Source organism: Pectobacterium sp. CHL-2024 (assembly GCF_044751765.1).
In the GTDB taxonomy this organism is placed as follows: domain Bacteria; phylum Pseudomonadota; class Gammaproteobacteria; order Enterobacterales; family Enterobacteriaceae; genus Pectobacterium; species Pectobacterium brasiliense.
Genome location: NZ_JBIXKO010000023.1, coordinates 25,207 through 43,023 on the forward strand (window position 1 = coordinate 25,207; position 17,817 = coordinate 43,023).

At 52.9% G+C, this 17,817-nt stretch carries 19 protein-coding genes; 9 read left to right on the forward strand and 10 right to left on the reverse strand.

What is annotated here, in order from left to right:
• Positions 1–7: 7 nt before the first annotated feature.
• From ACIPUG_RS19995 to ACIPUG_RS20020, 6 genes are all read right to left on the reverse strand, one after another.
• Positions 8–460 carry a DUF441 domain-containing protein gene (locus ACIPUG_RS19995; RefSeq protein ID WP_400339931.1) on the reverse strand — a complete coding sequence of 151 codons (453 nt, stop codon included), beginning with the start codon at positions 458–460 and terminating at the stop codon, positions 8–10.
• Positions 461–679: 219 nt separating this feature from the next.
• Positions 680–1,393, reverse strand: coding sequence for a phosphoribosylaminoimidazolesuccinocarboxamide synthase (gene purC / locus ACIPUG_RS20000; RefSeq protein ID WP_010301568.1), 714 nt, complete (start codon positions 1,391–1,393; stop codon positions 680–682).
• 147 nt (positions 1,394–1,540) lie between these two features.
• Positions 1,541–2,578, reverse strand: coding sequence for an outer membrane protein assembly factor BamC (gene bamC / locus ACIPUG_RS20005; protein ID WP_039287988.1), 1,038 nt, complete (start codon positions 2,576–2,578; stop codon positions 1,541–1,543).
• 16 nt (positions 2,579–2,594) lie between these two features.
• Complete coding sequence (gene dapA / locus ACIPUG_RS20010) at positions 2,595–3,473, reverse strand: 4-hydroxy-tetrahydrodipicolinate synthase (RefSeq protein WP_010286511.1); 879 nt, start codon at positions 3,471–3,473, stop codon at positions 2,595–2,597.
• Between the two features lie 214 nt (positions 3,474–3,687).
• Positions 3,688–4,050, reverse strand: a complete 363-nt coding sequence (locus ACIPUG_RS20015) for a cupin domain-containing protein (RefSeq protein ID WP_400339933.1) — start codon at positions 4,048–4,050, stop codon at positions 3,688–3,690.
• Positions 4,051–4,126: 76 nt separating this feature from the next.
• Complete coding sequence (locus ACIPUG_RS20020; protein WP_320696403.1) at positions 4,127–4,939, reverse strand: AraC family transcriptional regulator; 813 nt, start codon at positions 4,937–4,939, stop codon at positions 4,127–4,129.
• Between the two features lie 244 nt (positions 4,940–5,183).
• Here ACIPUG_RS20020 and ACIPUG_RS20025 point away from each other — a divergent pair, with 244 nt between their 5' ends.
• Positions 5,184–5,735 (forward strand): glycine cleavage system transcriptional repressor, encoded by a 552-nt coding sequence (locus tag ACIPUG_RS20025; RefSeq protein WP_010286503.1) that lies wholly within the window; start codon positions 5,184–5,186, stop codon positions 5,733–5,735.
• Positions 5,736–5,813: 78 nt separating this feature from the next.
• A complete protein-coding gene (gene bcp / locus ACIPUG_RS20030) occupies positions 5,814–6,281 on the forward strand; it encodes a thioredoxin-dependent thiol peroxidase (RefSeq protein ID WP_010286501.1) in 468 nt (155 codons plus the stop codon).
• Here the strand turns inward: bcp and ACIPUG_RS20035 are convergent.
• Positions 6,263–6,388 carry a hypothetical protein gene (locus ACIPUG_RS20035; protein WP_257982500.1) on the reverse strand — a complete coding sequence of 42 codons (126 nt, stop codon included), beginning with the start codon at positions 6,386–6,388 and terminating at the stop codon, positions 6,263–6,265. The two genes, bcp and ACIPUG_RS20035, sit on opposite strands and share 19 nt — an antisense overlap.
• An 89-nt stretch (positions 6,389–6,477) precedes the next feature.
• On the opposite strand from ACIPUG_RS20035, the gene ACIPUG_RS20040 reads away from it, so the two are divergent.
• Positions 6,478–7,914, forward strand: a complete 1,437-nt coding sequence (locus ACIPUG_RS20040; RefSeq protein WP_400339942.1) for a M48 family metallopeptidase — start codon at positions 6,478–6,480, stop codon at positions 7,912–7,914.
• Positions 7,915–7,928: 14 nt separating this feature from the next.
• On the forward strand, positions 7,929–8,300 hold the full coding sequence (gene arsC / locus ACIPUG_RS20045; RefSeq protein WP_039287995.1) for an arsenate reductase (glutaredoxin): 372 nt from the start codon (positions 7,929–7,931) through the stop codon (positions 8,298–8,300).
• A gap of 62 nt (positions 8,301–8,362) precedes the next feature.
• Here the strand turns inward: arsC and hda are convergent, their stop codons facing one another.
• The 3 genes from hda to upp form a co-directional block, all read right to left on the reverse strand.
• Positions 8,363–9,070: a DnaA inactivator Hda gene (gene hda / locus ACIPUG_RS20050; RefSeq protein WP_005976214.1), complete on the reverse strand. Its 708-nt coding sequence runs from the start codon at positions 9,068–9,070 to the stop codon at positions 8,363–8,365.
• Between the two features lie 101 nt (positions 9,071–9,171).
• Entirely contained in the window at positions 9,172–10,461 is a 1,290-nt protein-coding gene (uraA, locus tag ACIPUG_RS20055; protein ID WP_039287998.1) for a uracil permease, read from the reverse strand.
• Positions 10,462–10,691: 230 nt separating this feature from the next.
• Positions 10,692–11,318, reverse strand: a complete 627-nt coding sequence (upp, locus tag ACIPUG_RS20060; protein WP_010286492.1) for a uracil phosphoribosyltransferase — start codon at positions 11,316–11,318, stop codon at positions 10,692–10,694.
• A gap of 337 nt (positions 11,319–11,655) precedes the next feature.
• On the opposite strand from upp, the gene purM reads away from it, so the two are divergent.
• The 5 genes from purM (at position 11,656) to speG (ending at position 17,585) form a co-directional block, all read left to right on the forward strand.
• Complete coding sequence (gene purM / locus ACIPUG_RS20065; RefSeq protein WP_010286490.1) at positions 11,656–12,693, forward strand: phosphoribosylformylglycinamidine cyclo-ligase; 1,038 nt, start codon at positions 11,656–11,658, stop codon at positions 12,691–12,693.
• Positions 12,693–13,331, forward strand: a complete 639-nt coding sequence (gene purN / locus ACIPUG_RS20070) for a phosphoribosylglycinamide formyltransferase (protein ID WP_014914590.1) — start codon at positions 12,693–12,695, stop codon at positions 13,329–13,331. Before purM ends, purN begins: the two co-directional genes overlap by 1 nt.
• 285 nt (positions 13,332–13,616) lie before the next feature.
• The gene (locus ACIPUG_RS20075) at positions 13,617–14,723 is read left to right on the forward strand and encodes an ABC transporter substrate-binding protein (RefSeq protein WP_400339936.1); all 1,107 of its coding nucleotides are present in this window, start codon (positions 13,617–13,619) and stop codon (positions 14,721–14,723) included.
• Positions 14,716–16,842: a TonB-dependent siderophore receptor gene (locus ACIPUG_RS20080; RefSeq protein WP_400339939.1), complete on the forward strand. Its 2,127-nt coding sequence runs from the start codon at positions 14,716–14,718 to the stop codon at positions 16,840–16,842. Before ACIPUG_RS20075 ends, ACIPUG_RS20080 begins: the two co-directional genes overlap by 8 nt.
• A 167-nt stretch (positions 16,843–17,009) precedes the next feature.
• Positions 17,010–17,585, forward strand: a complete 576-nt coding sequence (gene speG / locus ACIPUG_RS20085) for a spermidine N1-acetyltransferase (protein ID WP_039288008.1) — start codon at positions 17,010–17,012, stop codon at positions 17,583–17,585.
• Positions 17,586–17,817 lie beyond the last annotated feature (232 nt).

Consider the following 17,817-nt stretch of genomic DNA (forward strand, 5'->3'; position numbering starts at 1 on the left):
AGATGAATCAGGTCTTGCCAATCAGCAGGGAAAGCAGCCCTGCGGCAATCAGTGGACCAACAGGAACGCCGCGAAACATCGCCACGCCCATAACCGTGCCCACCAGCAGCCCCGCTACCACGGAGGGCTGGTTACTCATCAGCGACACGCCGCGTCCGCCAAGCCAGGACACGGCAACACCAATGAGAATCGCCAACAGAGATTTCCAGTGCAGGAAGGAATGCATGACTTCACTGGCGGTAATTTTTCCGCTGGCAATCGGTGCCATCACGCCAATCGTCAGAATGACGATACCGATGCTCAGGCCGTATTTTTCCACCCACGGGAAATAGCTGTTCAACGGTGTGATACGTACCGCCAGCAGAACAAGAATCGCCAGCGTAACGGTCATGTTGTGGCTGATGATACCCAGCCCCGCGAGGACGAGCAGAATTAACAATGTTGGATCGAGATAAGTCATGGATGCGAGTCTGTCGAAAGTAGTCAGATTGTGCGTTAAGCAAACCGCGATGATAGCATTAATAAGGGTCAGGGGCAGGAATCGAAGTAAAGGCCAAGTGAGCAAATGATTCGGGCAGAGACGAGAATAGAAAGGCAGCTTTTCGAGAGAGAAATGGGCAAAACATTCAGGCCGTCAGCCTATCACCGACCGGCGACCTGAACGTAAACGATTGCGCAGTTAGTCTAATTTTACGCCGATACGGTGCGCAACTTCTTCATACGCTTCAATCAAACCACCGAGGCTCTGACGGAAACGGTCTTTATCCATTTTGTTCAGCGTTTCTTTGTCCCACAGGCGGCTACCGTCTGGTGAGAACTCATCACCCAGCACAACTTCACCTTTGAACAGACCGAACTCCAGCTTGAAATCGACCAGAATCAGCCCGGCGTCGCCAAACAGTTTGCTCAGCACGTCGTTCGCCTTGTAGCTCAGCTCTTTCATGCGAGCCAGATTCTCTTCATTCACCCAGCCGAACGTCTTGCAGTAAGATTCGTTCACCATCGGGTCATGCATCTCATCATTTTTCAGGAACAGATCGAACAACGGCGGGTTCAGCTCGATGCCTTCTTCGATACCCAGACGTTTTACCAGCGATCCCGCCGCGCGGTTGCGCACGACACACTCGACCGGCACCATCTCCAGCTTTTTCACCAGCACTTCATTGTCAGACAGCAGGCTCACCATTTGCGTTGGGATTCCAGCTTCTTCCAGTTTGCTCATGATGAAATGGTTGAATTTGTTATTCACCATTCCTTTACGGTCAAACTGCTCAATGCGTGCACCGTCTCCTGCTGATGTATCATTGCGGAACTCCAGCACCAGTAGATCGGGATCTTCGGTGGTGTAGACGGTTTTCGCCTTTCCACGATACAGCTCAGCTAGCTTTTGCATCTTTAATTACTCCACACAGTGAGGGTCAACAAGTACGACCCGATATTTAACGCTTCCCCGAACGGTTGCCGATAGCGCCCGTCAATTCGGGTAGAGATTGTTGAATGAAGAAGGGCCGGATAATCCGACCCTTGGTTTATTTATGCGTTATTTACTGAACGCCGCCTGGAATACGGCCACCAGTGCATCGTTCTGAGACTGGGTTAGCGTATGCCCTTTGGAGTCGATAAATTGCAGACTGCTGCGGTTATCTAAATCGCCGACCTGCAATTTGTAATCGCCGTTAGGCAGTTCAGGATTTTTCGCACCCAGGTCATCCCAGGTTCCGCCGCTCGGTGCACGATACGTCACGGAGACAGAACCCTGCGGACGGCTGCGATCGTTAACCTTCATGCCGATTTTGTCCAACGCGACAGGCAGACGATCCCACACCACGGTATACGGGCCGCGCACAATCAGCAGTGGCAAGCCAGTATCATCCGCCCCGCTCTGCACATCCAGCGAACCAATGGTGCGGTTTGCCAGCGCGTTTTCGCGTGCGGTTGCCTGAGTATCCAGACCATTGCTAAGCGCATTCAGCATCAGGCCGGTGTAGCGCTGAGCCTGATCGCCCGCCGTTACCGGCTGACCGTTCAACTGCAGTCCCAGCAGCTTCACGATCAGTGCAACCTGATAACCCTGCTGCTGCACGGAGATCTGATAACGCCCCTGATATGGGACGTCTTCATCTTCACGCGGCCATGAGATCCAGTCGGTCGTCAGCGTTTGGCTGGCATCCTGACGGCTGGCAATGGTGAACGCCTTGTCTTGCAACACGCGGATAACCTGAGACCAGAGCTGGCTGTTTTGCGCACTGTTTTCTAACAACAGCGTTGCCGTATCTCCTGAGATCTGGGTACGGGAACCATTCAACAAAGCCAATGGCTGCACTGGAGGACGGATATCCAGCTCCTTGCCGACCGCACCATTCAGGGTAACTGGCGGAATATCAAAATCCCCGTTCTGCACCGGTAAAATCATCCCGGCAGGCGTATTCAGCGCGTGCAGCGCCGGTGCCTTCAGATAGGATTCATCGCCACTGACCTGACGCTTATAGCGCTGATCGCTGGAACAAGCCGCCAGCAACATCACGAGTGATATGCCAACAACTTTCGCCACCATCGACTTTTGTAATGAATAACTCATTAAATCTCCCTAACGATTACAGCAAACCCGCTTGCTTAAGTGCTTGCCCCATCACCGTACGACCGGAATCGGTCAGCGGTGTCATCGGCAGGCGCAGCGTATCGGTCGCCATGAGTCCCAATTCCTTACAGGCCCACTTCACCGGAATAGGATTGGGTTCAACAAATAATTTCTGATGCAGTGGCATCAGGCGCTGATTTAAACGGCGCGCTTCAACAAAATTGCCCTGTGCCGCCAGCTTGCAAAGTTCCGCCATTTCACGCGCAGCAATGTTCGCCGTTACGGAAATCACACCGTTACCACCGAGTTGCATAAAGTCCAGACCGCTGGCGTCATCGCCGCTCAGCAAAATGAAGTCTTCACTAACCAGCTCTTGGATCTGGCTTACCCGACTTAAGTTCCCCGTCGCTTCTTTAATTGCGACAATATTTTTCACTTCGGACAAACGGGCAACGGTTTCCGGCAGCATGTCGCAGCCGGTGCGGGAAGGTACGTTATACAGGATTTGCGGCAGATCGGTATGCTCGGCAATCGCTTTGAAGTGCTGGTACAGGCCTTCCTGCGTCGGTTTATTGTAGTACGGTGTGACCGTCAGGCAGCCAACAACACCGGTGCCATGAAAGCGTTTAGTCAGTGAAACGCCTTCAGCGGTAGCATTCGCACCAGTTCCAGCGATGACAGGAATACGTCCGTCGCTCAGTTCCAGCGTCAGCAGCACGACATCGCCATGCTCGTCGTGACTCAGCGTGGCGGATTCCCCCGTCGTGCCGACAGAGACAATCGCCGATGTACCGCTAGCGACATGATAATCAATCAGTTTTTTCAAGCTCGCCCGATCGACGGCGCCTTTGGCGTCCATCGGCGTAACTAGCGCAACAATACTTCCCGTAAACATTGGCCATCCCCTCCACAAACAAGTGCTTCATGGTACTTTTGACTTCTATGCAAAAGCAAGCGGACAAGGGCGTTGTAGGTGCCTGACGCAGGTTTTTTTATGACGCAGTAAACGAAATTAAAAATGCTTCTGACGTTTTGGTACAAAAGCAGCCCGTTTACTGCGACTTATCCGTCACTCGCGGGACGTTTCAGGTTGTTTTTTACTCAACCGGTCAAATCCAAATATCATTTTCAGCCGTACGCTCGCCGCCTTCATGACCCGTATTCAGCACGCCTTTCGGTTCAATGAGCAGCATTTTTACTTCGTGTTCTGCATAAGGCTTATGTTCAACGCCGCTTGGGACAACGTACATTTCCCCAGCATTGATATGCACATTGCCATCACGAAAATCGATTCTCAGTTGCCCTTCCAGCACGATGAACGTTTCGTCCGTTTCGGGATGGGAATGCCAGATAAAATCGCCCTGAATTTTAACGATTTTAAACTGATAGTTATTCATCTGCGCGATCACTTTCGGCTGCCAGCGATCGTCGAATAACGCTAACTTTTGGGCAAAATTAATGGATTTATACATATCGTCTCTCCTTATGATGACGCCCTCAGGCTAGCGAAGCAGAGTACCGGTTGTATTGAACGATTGTGCAAGCAGGCTAAAGCGCAGTGAACATGCGCTGCCAGTGACCGGGAGAAAGGCCAAATGCCTTTACGAAATGGCGCGTCATATGGCTTTGATCGGCGAAACCGGCTTGAGCAGCAATATCGACGAGGCTGCCACCAGCCAGCATGAGCCGCCGGCAGTGTTCGAGGCGGCGCATGGTGACGTAGCGGTACGGCGTCGTGCCGAAGAGTGCGCGGAAATCGCGTGTCAGACTCCAGCGATCCCGACCGCTCACCTGTGCCAGCTCATCAAGCGTAATGGTCTTATCAGAAGCATCATGAATATATTCACGCGCCCGCTCGGCAGCGTGATAGTCGAACAAACGCCGCGGATGCCGCTGCCCCCCCACGGCCGATAGCGCCTGCGCCAGATCGTAGAGCACATCGTCTTCTTCCAACTCATCAAACGCCTCTTCCATTGCTCTGAGCAGCGGTTCTGTTGCCGCAAACAGACGTGGATCGTTGGATATACCGCCGTTAATGAAGGGCAAAGGTTTACCACCGAGTATTTTTTGAATCAGCGCGGGCTCAACGTAAATCATGCGGTACTGAAATCCGTCGACAGAACCCGCTTCGCCATCATGAATCTCATCCGGATGAAGCACCAGCGTTCCCCCCGGCACGCTATTGCACAGGCTGCCGCGATAGTGAAAACGCTGCACGCCGGATAGCGTCCGTCCAATCGCATAGGTATCGTGCCGGTGGGGATCGTAGCCATGGCCACGGAAAAAAGCCTCAATTCGTTCGAACGAGGCGGGATGCTGAGCCTGTTTTACCCAGTCGTTGTTTATTTGATGGCGTCGCATGATGAAAGGCGCTTTATCTCCAATGACCAGTGCTTACCTTAGCGCGGAATGTCTACAATCACGAAATATTGTCTGAGCCGCCCCCTTCGGGCCGCCGCGAGCGGCGTTAAAAATTGCTCCAGTTTTTTATGGCGGGCTATCCCTGCCCGCCACCCTTCGGGCCGCCGCGAGCGGCGTTAAAAATTGCTCCAGGCAATTTTTTATGTTTACCATGTGATTAATGGGAAAAAAGACAGGAAGCATGATGTTGCCAAGCTCACAAGAACACTATCTGGTTATTACCGCGCTGGGAGTCGATCGTCCCGGTATTGTCAATGCGATTACGCGCCACGTCAGTAGCTGTGGCTGCAACATCGAAGATAGCCGTCTTGCTATGCTGGGCAAAGAGTTCACCTTCATTATGCTGCTGTCCGGTAGCTGGAACGCGATAACGCTGATTGAATCAACCCTGCCGCTGAAAGGCGCGGAGATGGATTTGCTGATCGTGATGAAGCGGACGGAGTCACAAGCTAGCCAACCAACCCCCTCCACCGTCTGGGTGAAGGTTGACGTTGCCGACTCTCCTCACATCATCGAGCGTTTTACCGATTTGTTCGATTCTCACCAGCTAAACATTGCTGAGCTGGTTTCAAAAACCCAGCCTGCCGAGGGTGACAAGCCGCCGCAGTTGTATATTCAGATTGCCGCACACAGTTCTGCCACGCTGGATAGCTCAATTATTGAGCCAGCCTTTCATCAGCTATGTACAGAATTGCACGCACAAGGCAGTATTAGCGTCGTTAACTATGCCCAGTAGCATTTGTGCCCAATAGTATTGGGCCGCAAGATTATGGGTATATCCACAGCATAAAGAGAAACAAGACGGAGAGTCGTGATGAACACACTGAAAGCCGGTGATATTGCACCGAAATTTAGCTTGCCCGACCAAGATGGCGAACAAGTAAATTTAACCGACTTCCAGGGACAGAAAGTGTTGGTGTATTTCTACCCTAAAGCGATGACGCCAGGATGCACCGTTCAGGCCTGCGGCCTGCGCGATAATATGGACGATTTGAAAAAACATGGCGTTGAAGTTCTCGGTATTAGCACGGACAAATCAGAAAAGCTGTCCCGCTTCGTCGAGAAAGAAGTCTTAAATTTCACGCTGCTTTCTGATGAAGATCATCAGGTTTCAGAAGGATTTGGCGTTTGGGGAGAAAAAACCTTCATGGGGAAAACCTATGACGGTATTCATCGCATCAGCTTCTTGATCGACGAAAACGGCAAGGTAGAGAAGGTTTTTGACGACTTCAAAACCAGCAACCACCACGACATCGTTCTCGATTATCTGAAAAACGCCTGATTCGCGGTTTTCAGCTCGTCCACCGGCACCGTCATACGTGCCGGTTTTTCCTGCCATTCTCTCTCTTCACCACGTTTTTCCCGCTCGGGCATTTCTTTGTCTGCCATCGCTGGCTAAGATAGTCAGCAGAATGTTTCCACGTTAGCTGTTGATAAGGTTATCTTCCGTTATGTCTATTCGGTTAAGAAAAACGGTCATGTCCGTCCTGTTTGGGGCATTACTGGCTGGCAACCTGCTTCCTGCTCAGGCCGACACGCAGGATCGGCTGCCGGATATCGGCACCACCGCCGGCGGTACGCTCAGTATCAATCAGGAACTGGCAATGGGCGATTTTTACGTCCGCCAGCTGCGGGCGGGTGCGCCGCTTATCAACGATCCGCTGCTGTCCAATTACATTAATCAGCTCGGTAACAGATTGGTCAAACAGGCTGATTCGGTGCGTACACCGTTCCATTTTTACCTAATCCGCAATGACGACATCAACGCCTTCGCCTTCTTCGGCGGCAACGTAGTGCTGCATTCCGCGCTGTTCCGCTACGCCGATAGCGAAAGCGAGCTGGCCTCGGTGCTGGCACATGAAATCTCTCACGTTACCCAGCGCCATCTGGCACGAAGCATGGAATCACAGCAGCGTAGCGCCCCGCTCACCTGGGTCGGCGCGCTCGGTTCTATTCTGCTGGCGATGGCCAACCCACAGTTGGGAATGGCGGCGCTCAGCGGCACGCTGGCGGGCGCGCAGCAGGGCATGATTACGTTCACGCAGGCGAACGAGCAGGAAGCAGACCGCATCGGTATTCAGGTATTGCAGCGCGCGGGCTTTGATCCGCAGGCCATGCCGAACTTCCTGCAAAAGCTGGCGGACCAATCTCGCTATGCCTCCAGACCGCCGGAAATGTTGCTGACTCACCCCTTGCCGGAAAGCCGCCTGTCCGATGCCCGCAACCGCGCCAACCAGATGCGCTCAACGCCGGTACAATCTTCTCAGGATTTCCTGTTCGCCAAAATACGTACCTTTGGTATGTATGGCTCACCGGAGCGTCCGCTGAACAACGATCTACTGGAGCAATGGGAAAAAGGCAACGTGCGAGAGCAACTGGCCGCGAAATATGGCCGCGCGATACAGCTTTATCAGGCGAAGAAGTACGATGAAGCCCGTAATGTGCTGCAACCGCTGCTAAACAGCGCGCCTGAAAACCCGTGGTTTCTGGATATGATGACGGATATCGATATAGGACAAAGCCGCGCGACACAGGCTATCGCCCGTTTACAAAACGTGCCCGGAATGCAGGCGAACCCGGTACTTCAGCTTAATTTGGCGAATGCTTATGTAGAAGGGAAACAGCCTGCTGCCGCCAGCAAAATACTGTATCGCTACACCTACGCGCACCCTGACGATTCGAACGGTTGGGATCTGCTGGCACAAGCCGCAGCAGCACAAGGACAGCGGGCAGAAGAACTGGCTGCACGAGCGGAGAGTCTGGCCCTCAGCGGTCAGCTCGATCAATCTATTCGGTTACTGAGCAACGCGAGTTCACTGGTTAAATTGGGGAGTCTGGAACAGGCGCGTTACGACGCCCGCATTGACCAGCTCCGCCAGTTGCAGCAGCGCTTCCGCCAGTACCAGAAATCCTGATAAGGAGCATGACGATGACACCGTCCTCAACCCAAACACCTGTAACGATTTACCACAACCCGCGCTGCTCCAAGAGCCGTGAAACGCTGGCGCTGCTACAGGAACACAATATCACGCCCAACGTCGTGCTCTATCTCGACACGCCGCCCGACGCCGCAACGCTGGCTCAGCTTATCAAGCAGTTGGGCTTGACTAGCGCGCGCGAGTTGATGAGAACCAAAGAAGAGATTTATCAGCAGTTGGGGCTGTCCGACGCCGCACTAACGGAAGCGCAGCTGATTCAGGCGATGATCGATAACCCGAAGCTCATCGAGCGACCTATTGTCGTGGCACAAGGTCAGGCACGTATTGGCCGTCCGCCGGAACAGGTGCTGGAAATACTGTAGTTGTAGATAAAACGATAGCCGTAAGCGATCCTCAACGACGATCGTTAATAACAGATCGTTGACTACAGACCGAGGATCTCTTTCACAAAAGGAATGGTCAGCTTGCGCTGTGCAGTGATGGAAGCATGGTCGAGCTGATCGAGCGTCATAAATAACGTACGCATTTCCCGATCCAGACGCTTAAGCAGAAAACGGCTGACGTCTTCCGGCAATTCGAATCCGCGCAGTCTGGCACGCAGCTGTAGCGCTTCCCCTTTTTCGTCATCCGACAATGGCTGCAGCTTGTAGATCTGTCCCCAATCAAGGCGAGAAGCCAGATCGGGCAGACGTAAATTCAGCTGACGCGGCGGACGATCGCCAGTAATCAACAGCCGGGCACGCCCTGTTTCCTGAATGCGGTTATACAGATTAAACACCGCCATTTCCCACTCTTCATCGCCCGCGATAGATTCGATGTTATCGATACACACCAGCGCCAGTTGCTCCATCCCTTCCAGCACATCGGGTACAAAGTAGGCACGTTTATCCAGCGGCACATAGCCCACCGCACGTTCCTGACGCGACAGTTCGGCGCAGGCAGCATGCAGCAGATGGCTGCGCCCGCCCCCTTCGCGTGACCAGAAATAGATGTAGCTACCATGCTCCTGATACAAAGCATTATTGACGGCGGCAAGAAGAGACGCGTTTTCACCCGGATAGAAACTGGCAAATGTTTCGTCATCGGGTAAGTAGAGTGGCAATGAAAGCTGTGCCGGCGTGTTCAGAATCACCTCAAGCAAAACGGGCAGGAAACGGATCGAGTTTATCACAGAAACCGGCCCCTGTTGAGGACGCGATACGCACGGCCTCAACAGGGGGAGGAATGACGCGGTTATGAACGCGCGTCGTTCTCTTCCGGCGCATCGAGGATCTCTTCCTCTTTGCGGAACAGGCTGATGACCTTAAACACCAGACTCATGCCGATACCAACAACCGTCGCCAGCGCCATGCCCTTCAGTTCGGTCGAGCCCAGATGCACTTTCGCGCCGCTGACGCCGATGATCAGAATCACGGAGGTCAGGATCAGGTTCTGCGCTTTGTTGTAATCCACTTTGGATTCAATCAGCACGCGAATACCGGATGCACCAATTACGCCGTACAGCAGCAGCGACACGCCGCCCATAACGGGAACCGGTACAGCCTGAATCGCCGCCGCCAGTTTGCCCACGCAGGAAAGCAGAATCGCCAGGATCGCCGCACCGCCGATCACCCAGGTGCTGTACACTTTAGTAATCGCCAGCACGCCGATGTTTTCACCGTAAGTTGTGTTCGGTGTGGAACCGAAGAAACCAGACAGCACGGTAGAAATGCCGTTGGCGAACATGGAGCGATGCAGCCCCGGTTCACGCATCAGGTCTTTCTTCACGATATTCGCCGTCACCACCAGGTGACCAACGTGTTCCGCAATCACCACCAGCGCCGCAGGCAGAATCGCCAGAATGGCAAACCACTCAAAACGTGGCGTATAGAATGTCGGCATCGCGAACCAGTGCGCTTCACGAATCGGAGTTAAATCCACCACGCCCAGCGCGAACGACAGCGCATAACCTGCCAGTACCCCGATCAGAATCGGGATGATCGCCAGAAAGCCGCGAAACAGCACCGAGCCCAAAATGGTGATTGCCAGCGTCGCCAGTGAAATCGTCACCGCGGTAGAATCGACAGAAGCGCCATCGGCAGGCAGCAGCCCAGCCATTCCCGCTGCGACACCCGCCAGTTCAAGACCGATAACGGCGACAATCGCCCCCATCGCCGCAGGCGGAAACAGCACATTTAGCCAGCCGGTGCCCGCTTTCTTAACAATCAGCGCCACCAGACAGAACAACACGCCGCACATAATGAAGCCACCCAGTGCAACTTCATACCCCAGCGGCAACAGCAGTAAAACCGGGGAAATAAACGCGAAGCTCGACCCCAAATACGCCGGGATTTTGCCCTTACAAATGAATAAATAAAGCAGCGTACCGACCCCGTTGAATAACAGTACGGTTGCCGGATTGATCTTGAACAGAATGGGTACCAGAACGGTAGCGCCAAACATCGCAAACAGATGCTGGAAACTCAACGGGATGGTTTGTAACAAGGGTGGTCGTTCACTTACCCCGATGGCGCGACGAGTCATCTTCAATATCCTCTGTAGTGTTGTTATCTAGTGTTGCTATTTATGTGTGCAGGTAGACCCGCACTTATTATCACAGCCAGACTTACCCCCGCCTCACCGTAGTGAAGCAGGAACATGTTGACTGCTGATGTATAAAAGAACCGCGTGTGACGTAACACAGGCCATGGCGCACCATAGGAAATACTTAGGTTTACGCCAAAAAAAAGCCGACTATCAAGTCGGCTTACCTGTTATTTCGTACCAAATATTTTATCGCCCGCATCACCCAGGCCCGGCATGATGTAACCCTGCTCGTTGAGGCCTTTATCGATGGATGCCGTGTAAAGCTCGACATCTGGATGGGCTTTTTCCAGTGCGGCAATCCCTTCTGGAGCGGCAACCAACACCAGCACTTTAATGCTGTGACAACCCGCTTTTTTCAGCAGATCGATCGTCGCGATCATTGAGCCACCGGTTGCCAGCATAGGGTCAACCACCAGCGCCATGCGCTCTTCGATATTGGAAACCAGCTTCTGGAAATAAGGAACAGGCTCCAGCGTCTCTTCATCACGGTAGATGCCGACAACGCTGATACGCGCGCTAGGGACATTTTCCAGCACGCCTTCCATCATCCCCAATCCTGCACGCAGAATCGGTACGACGGTAATTTTCTTGCCTTTGATCTGATCGACTTCAACCGGACCGCACCAGCCATCAATGGTGACTTTTTCGGTTGCCAGGTCAGCCGTCGCTTCGTAAGTCAGCAAACTTCCCACTTCGGAAGCCAGCTCACGAAAACGCTTCGTGCTAATATCGTTCTCACGCATCAAACCCAGTTTGTGTTTGACGAGTGGGTGTTTCACCTCGACGATCTTCATCATTATCTCCCCATCGGCTAGTGGACGGACAAAAACGCCAAACGCGTTTTTAAACACCGCTTGCGGCGGCCCGCAGGGCGGCGGGCACAAGAGCCCGTCGTAAAAAAAATCGCGGGATTATACCGCCTTTTTTACTTAGCGCCATATGATTAAGCCTGATCCAGATCAACCGAGAAGAGAAATTGTCGCCATTAACGAAAAATAGCCAGCCGATGACTCATCACTCGCAAACGATTGCCTACACTGTTAGAATTAGCGCGCATTATTTTTACCACAGTATGTTTTCTAAATACCGTGTTTTCTGAATACGACCCGTAACCTTCGTGGGGACTCAGCAGTGACCGACAAAACCTCTCTCAGCTATAAAGACGCAGGCGTGGATATCGATGCAGGCAATGCATTGGTCGACCGTATCAAAGGTGTAGTGAAACAGACCCGTCGCCCGGAAGTTATGGGTGGATTGGGTGGTTTCGGTGCCTTGTGCGCCTTACCGCAAAAATACCGCGAACCGATTCTGGTTTCCGGCACTGACGGAGTCGGCACCAAACTGCGCCTGGCGATGGACCTGAAACGCCACGATACGATTGGTATCGATCTGGTTGCAATGTGCGTGAACGACCTGGTCGTTCAGGGCGCTGAGCCGCTGTTCTTCCTCGACTATTACGCCACGGGCAAGCTGGATGTTGACACCGCTGCCAGCGTGATTACCGGTATCGCGGAAGGCTGTAAGCAATCAGGCTGTGCGCTGGTCGGTGGTGAAACCGCCGAAATGCCGGGTATGTATCACGGTGAAGACTACGACGTTGCCGGCTTCTGCGTCGGTGTCGTAGAAAAATCAGAAATTATTGACGGCAGCAAAGTGCAGAACGGCGATGTTCTGGTTGCCCTCGCTTCTAGCGGCCCGCACTCAAACGGCTATTCGCTGGTGCGCAAAGTGCTCGAAGTCAGCAAGACCGATCCAGAGCAGTTCGAGCTGGAAGGCAAATCACTGGCCGATCACCTGCTGGCCCCGACCAAAATCTACGTGAAATCAATACTGTCCCTGATTGAGAAAGTCGATGTCCACGCCATTTCTCACCTGACCGGCGGCGGCTTCTGGGAAAATATCCCGCGCGTACTGCCAGAAGGCATGCAGGCGACGATCGACGAATCCAGCTGGCAATGGCCTGCCGTTTTCAACTGGCTGCAACAGGCCGGTAATGTCAGCCGTCACGAAATGTATCGTACTTTCAACTGCGGTGTTGGTATGATCATCGCACTGCCAGCCGAACAGGCAGACGAGGCCGTTGCATTACTCAACAGCAGCGGCGAAAACGCATGGAAAATCGGCGTCATTACTCAAACCGATGCCGGAGACGCAGTGGTTATTAACTGATGAAAAACATCGTTGTGCTGATTTCAGGTCATGGAAGCAACTTACAGGCGTTGATTGACGCCTGTAAGAACGGACGCCTTAAAGGAAAGATCGTCGCCGTATTCAGTAATAATGCGGAGGCTTACGGACTAGAACGCGCACAGGATGCGGATATTCCTACGTGCGTCCTGAATCCTGAAGATTTTGCCGACCGCGCCGCATTTGATGCCGCACTGGCAAATGAAATTGAGCAATATGAGCCGGCGCTGGTGGTTCTGGCAGGTTACATGCGGATTCTTAGCCCGGAATTTGTTGCCCAGTTTGCCGGCAAAATGCTGAACATTCACCCTTCCCTGCTGCCCAAATATCCTGGCCTGCATACACACCGCAAGGCGCTGGAAAATGGCGATCGGGAACATGGGACATCCGTCCATTTCGTCACCGATGAACTGGATGGCGGCCCACTGATTCTGCAAGCGAAAGTGCCTGTATTCAGTGACGACACGGAAGAAAGCCTGAGCGAGCGCGTGAAGACGCACGAGCACACGATTTATCCGATGGTCATCAACTGGTTCCTGAACGGCAGACTGGTGATGCGTGATAATGAAGCCTGGCTGGACAGCGTGCGTATTCCACCACAGGGCTACGCTGCCGAGTGATGTTGTCAGCTCATCGCTTCATCATAGAGTAAGGCTCCCCTGCGGAGCCTTACTTTTTATTGCGTCTTCTTATTACGTCTTCTTTTCTACATCCACTCATTAATTATCACCCTTTTCCCCTTCCCTCTCTGCGCTTTAAATATTTACTAATCTTTACGAAATAATCACTAAGACTCAGATAAAAAAGAACATTTCTATCAACCCAAATTACACGCACTCTTCATCGGTTGAAAACGAAAATGACAATGATTATCTTTCCCCATCTTAAATTTTGTGAACTCCACCATGCGTACCGTCTTACTGCTTTGCCTGCTGTTTCTTAGCCCGCTCTTGCAGGCAAAAACCGTCACCGACATTTTAGGCCGACAGGTCGCGATCCCAGACAATCCTCAGCGCATCATTCTTGGCGAGAGCCGCATGCTGTATACGCTGGCGTTGCTCCAACCTGATAATCCGGCAAAACATGTCGTCGGCTGGCCGGGAGATATGGCGCGCTACGATGCGCAGAGCTGGTCACGCTATATCGAAAAATTCCCACAGCTGAGCCAGATCCCCCAGTTAGGTAACGGCAGCCTGCAAGCAATGAATGCAGAAATGCTGCTGCCGTTAAAACCCGACCTGGTCATTTTTCCACGGCTGGCAAAAAATGCGGCTAATGAAGACCTTCTGCAACAAACGCTGACCCGTGCGGGGATCCCATTTATTTACGTCGATCTGCGTATCGATCTGCTTAACAACACATTGCCCAGTATTCATCTACTCGGTGAAGTACTGAATCAATCTTCGCGCGCTACCGCCTTCAGCAATTTCTATCAGCAGCATATGGACGTGATTCGCCAACGCATCGCGCAATACCACGGCAAGAAACCGACGGTCATGCTGCATCTGCATTTGGGCAGACGAGATACCTGCTGCACCACGGCGGTCGGCGGCAGTCTTGGCGATCTGCTGACTTTCGCTGGCGGCGAGAATATTGCCAGCGGCACCATCAATAGCGTCTACGGAGAGCTGAGCCCGGAGCGCGTTCTGGCCGCCAATCCCGACGTCTATATCGCCACCGGCATGGCAGGGCCGGAGGGCAAACGTTTCTCCAGCCTGATGCTCGGACCTCTGGTTAATGCAGAGCAGGCGAAAGAGAGCTTCGACACGCTTATCCGTCAGGAACCTATTTTGTCTCACCTGCGCGCCGTGCAAACAGGCCATGCCTGGAGTATGTGGCACAACTTCTACCTCAGCCCGTACCACGTCGTCATGGTCGAGATGTTTGCCAAGGCGCTCTACCCGGAGCGATTTGCCGATATCGATCCGCAACAAACACTACAACAACTTTATCAGCAGTTTTTACCTATTGAATTTTCAGGGATTTATTGGAGTCAGATTTCGCATGAATAAAAAGACCACGTTACGTCACGGCTGGCCGCTGCTGGCACTGTTGCCGTTTAGCATTCAGGCAGCCATCGTTGATGGCAAAGCAGACACCATGGTGGTAAACGCCACCACTGGCGATCAGGCAGGAAAAGAAGCCGGCTATCAGCCGCATAAAACCGTGACTGGCACCCGTACCGAAAGCCGCCTGCTGGATGTCCCGCAGGCCGTCAACGTCGTCCCGACTCAGGTGCTTGACGATCGTGCGGTACGCAACATTGATGAAGCACTGTATAACGTCAGCGGCATCACCCAGTCCAATACGCTGGGCGGCACACAGGATGCCATCATCAAACGTGGCTTCGGCGATAACCGCGACGGTTCGATCTTTCGTGATGGCGTGCGCTCCATTCAGGCACGTAACTTTACGCCCAGCAGCGAACGCGTCGAAGTGCTGAAAGGCCCGGCCTCCATGCTCTACGGCATGGGCGAACCCGGCGGCGTGATCAATATCATCAGTAAGAAGCCCGAACTGGTACAGAAAACGCACATTGAAGGCTGGGGAAGCAGCTTCAAAGGTGGCGGCGGGCAGCTGGATGTCACCGGCCCGTTAGGTACGTCCGGTCTGGCTTACCGTATGGTGGTCGATCACGATGAAACTGATTACTGGCGCAACTTCGGGCGTAACCGCCAGACGACGGTTGCGCCGTCGCTGATGTGGTACGGCGAAGACACCACCGTGCGCGTAGCCTACGAACATATGGAATACCTGACACCTTTCGATCGCGGCACCCTTATCGATCCGAAGACGGGTAAGCCGGTAAATACGCCACGCGATCGCCGTTTTGATGAAAGCTACAATGCAACACGCGGCGATCAGGACAGCGTCACCATGCAGGTTGACCGTAATCTGAATGACCGCTGGAAAAGCAGCCTGACTTATTCGTATAACCGCAACCGCTACAGCGACAATCAGGCGCGGGCGATGAGTTATAACGCTAACACAGGAATACTGACTCGCCGTGCAGATGCAACCGCCGATGCACATTCTCAGACTCAAATCGTCCAACTGACGCTGAATGGCGATATGGATTGGGGACGCATCAATCACCAATTGCTGCTTGGATTTGATTACGAAGCAGACCGAACCTTCCGCGGTGATATGATTCGTGCAACAAAGAGCACATCTGGATTTGATATTTATAATCCGGTCTATGGGCAGCTCCCTGCGTCAACTAACGTTCTCGCCGCCGAAAGCGATCAGCGTGAAAATATCGATAGCAAAGCCTTCTTTATGCAAGATGCTATTCGTCTTAACGATCGCTGGCAGTTGCTGGGTGGCCTGCGTTATGACACGTTCGATACGATGTCTGGCAAAGGGCGTCCGTTCGTCACGCGTACTGACAGCACCTACAGTCGCGTTGTCCCACGTGCGGGTGTGGTTTATAGCCTGACATCCTATTCTTCGCTTTATGCCAGCTATAGTGAATCATTCAAACCGAACACCTCTATCGCTACACAAATCGATTCACTGCCACCAGAGTTAGGACGATCTTACGAAATAGGAACCAAATGGGACCTGCCCAACCGCATTACTGGTAACGTGGCGTTGTTCGATATTGAAAAACAAAACGTAATGGTGGACGAGCTGATAAATGGTCAAACGGTAACACGCACTGCAGGCACGGTACGTTCGCAAGGTATCGAACTGGATCTGGCGGGCAATATCACCGATTCCTTAAGCCTGATCGGTTCCTATGCCTATACCGACGCCCGTGTCACCGCGGATCCAGAAAACACCGGTAAACGCATGCCTAACGCTGCGCGCCATACCGCCTCGCTATTCCTGACGCAGGACTTCGGCAGCATTGGTTTGGCGGCTGGTGACGATCTTCGTGCTGGCGCAGGCGCGCGCTACGTCAGTCGTCGCGCGGGTGATGCAGCAAACACCTTCTATCTGGATGATTACACCGTCGCCGATGCCTTTGTTACCTATAGTCTGCCGCTCAACGGTTACAAGGTGAAATGGCAACTCAACGTGAAGAACCTGTTCGACCAGACCTATTATCCATCCAGCGGTAACAATCTGCGCGTCGCCGTCGGTGAACCGCGTCAGGTGGTACTGCGCGCCAGCGTCGATTTCTGATGCACTTTCGCCCCGCGTCTCACCGATGCGGGGCACCTTGCTGTGTTTCATTCCACATTCAGCGTTCAGCACCAGCCTCCCCGCCGCTATACTAGCGTTGGCATACTCATGCCAGCGTGACCTAGGTAACCACGGTTCACGTCCCTTTTATCAATTAAGGATTCACTATGTCCGGTACGAGCAATTCCGTTCGGCTACGACCGCTGGAGCGGGACGATCTCACTTTTGTTCATCAGTTGGATAACAATGCCAGTGTGATGCGTTATTGGTTTGAAGAGCCTTACGAAGCCTTTGTCGAACTCAGCGATCTGTACGACAAACATATTCATGACCAAAGCGAGCGGCGCTTCATTATTGAACACGAGCAGACCAAAGTTGGTCTGGTTGAGCTGGTGGAGATCAACCATATCCACCGCCGTGCGGAATTTCAGATCATTATCGATCCCGCGTATCAAGGCAAAGGTTACGCCAGCGCGGCAGCCAAGCTGGCGATGGATTACGGCTTCTCGGTGTTGAACCTCTATAAGCTGTATTTGATTGTGGATAAGGAAAACCAGAAGGCGATCCACATCTACAGCAAACTGGGGTTTGAGGTCGAAGGCGAACTGATACATGAGTTTTTCATCAACGGTGAATATCGCAACACGATCCGCATGTGCATTTTCCAACATCAATATCTGGCGAAGCACAAAACCGTGACGGGAACCGGCGGCGAAGCACCGGGAAGTTCTATCAGTCAGTGAGATAAAAAGGCCAGCTCGCTGGCCTAAAGCGATTTACATCCTCTACCCCTCTTAAGCTCGTTTTATGTAGGCTTGGAGACGGTTTCGTGCGCAACAATACCGCTATTCTTATGCTACCTCGTAGCACGCGCCCGACGCAGGGCGCTTGTATCTTTCTCACGTAGTGATTAGCTATCACTACATGAAACAGAGTGAGCTTCCGCAGGGCGCTAAGGCTATCAACCTTGCGATT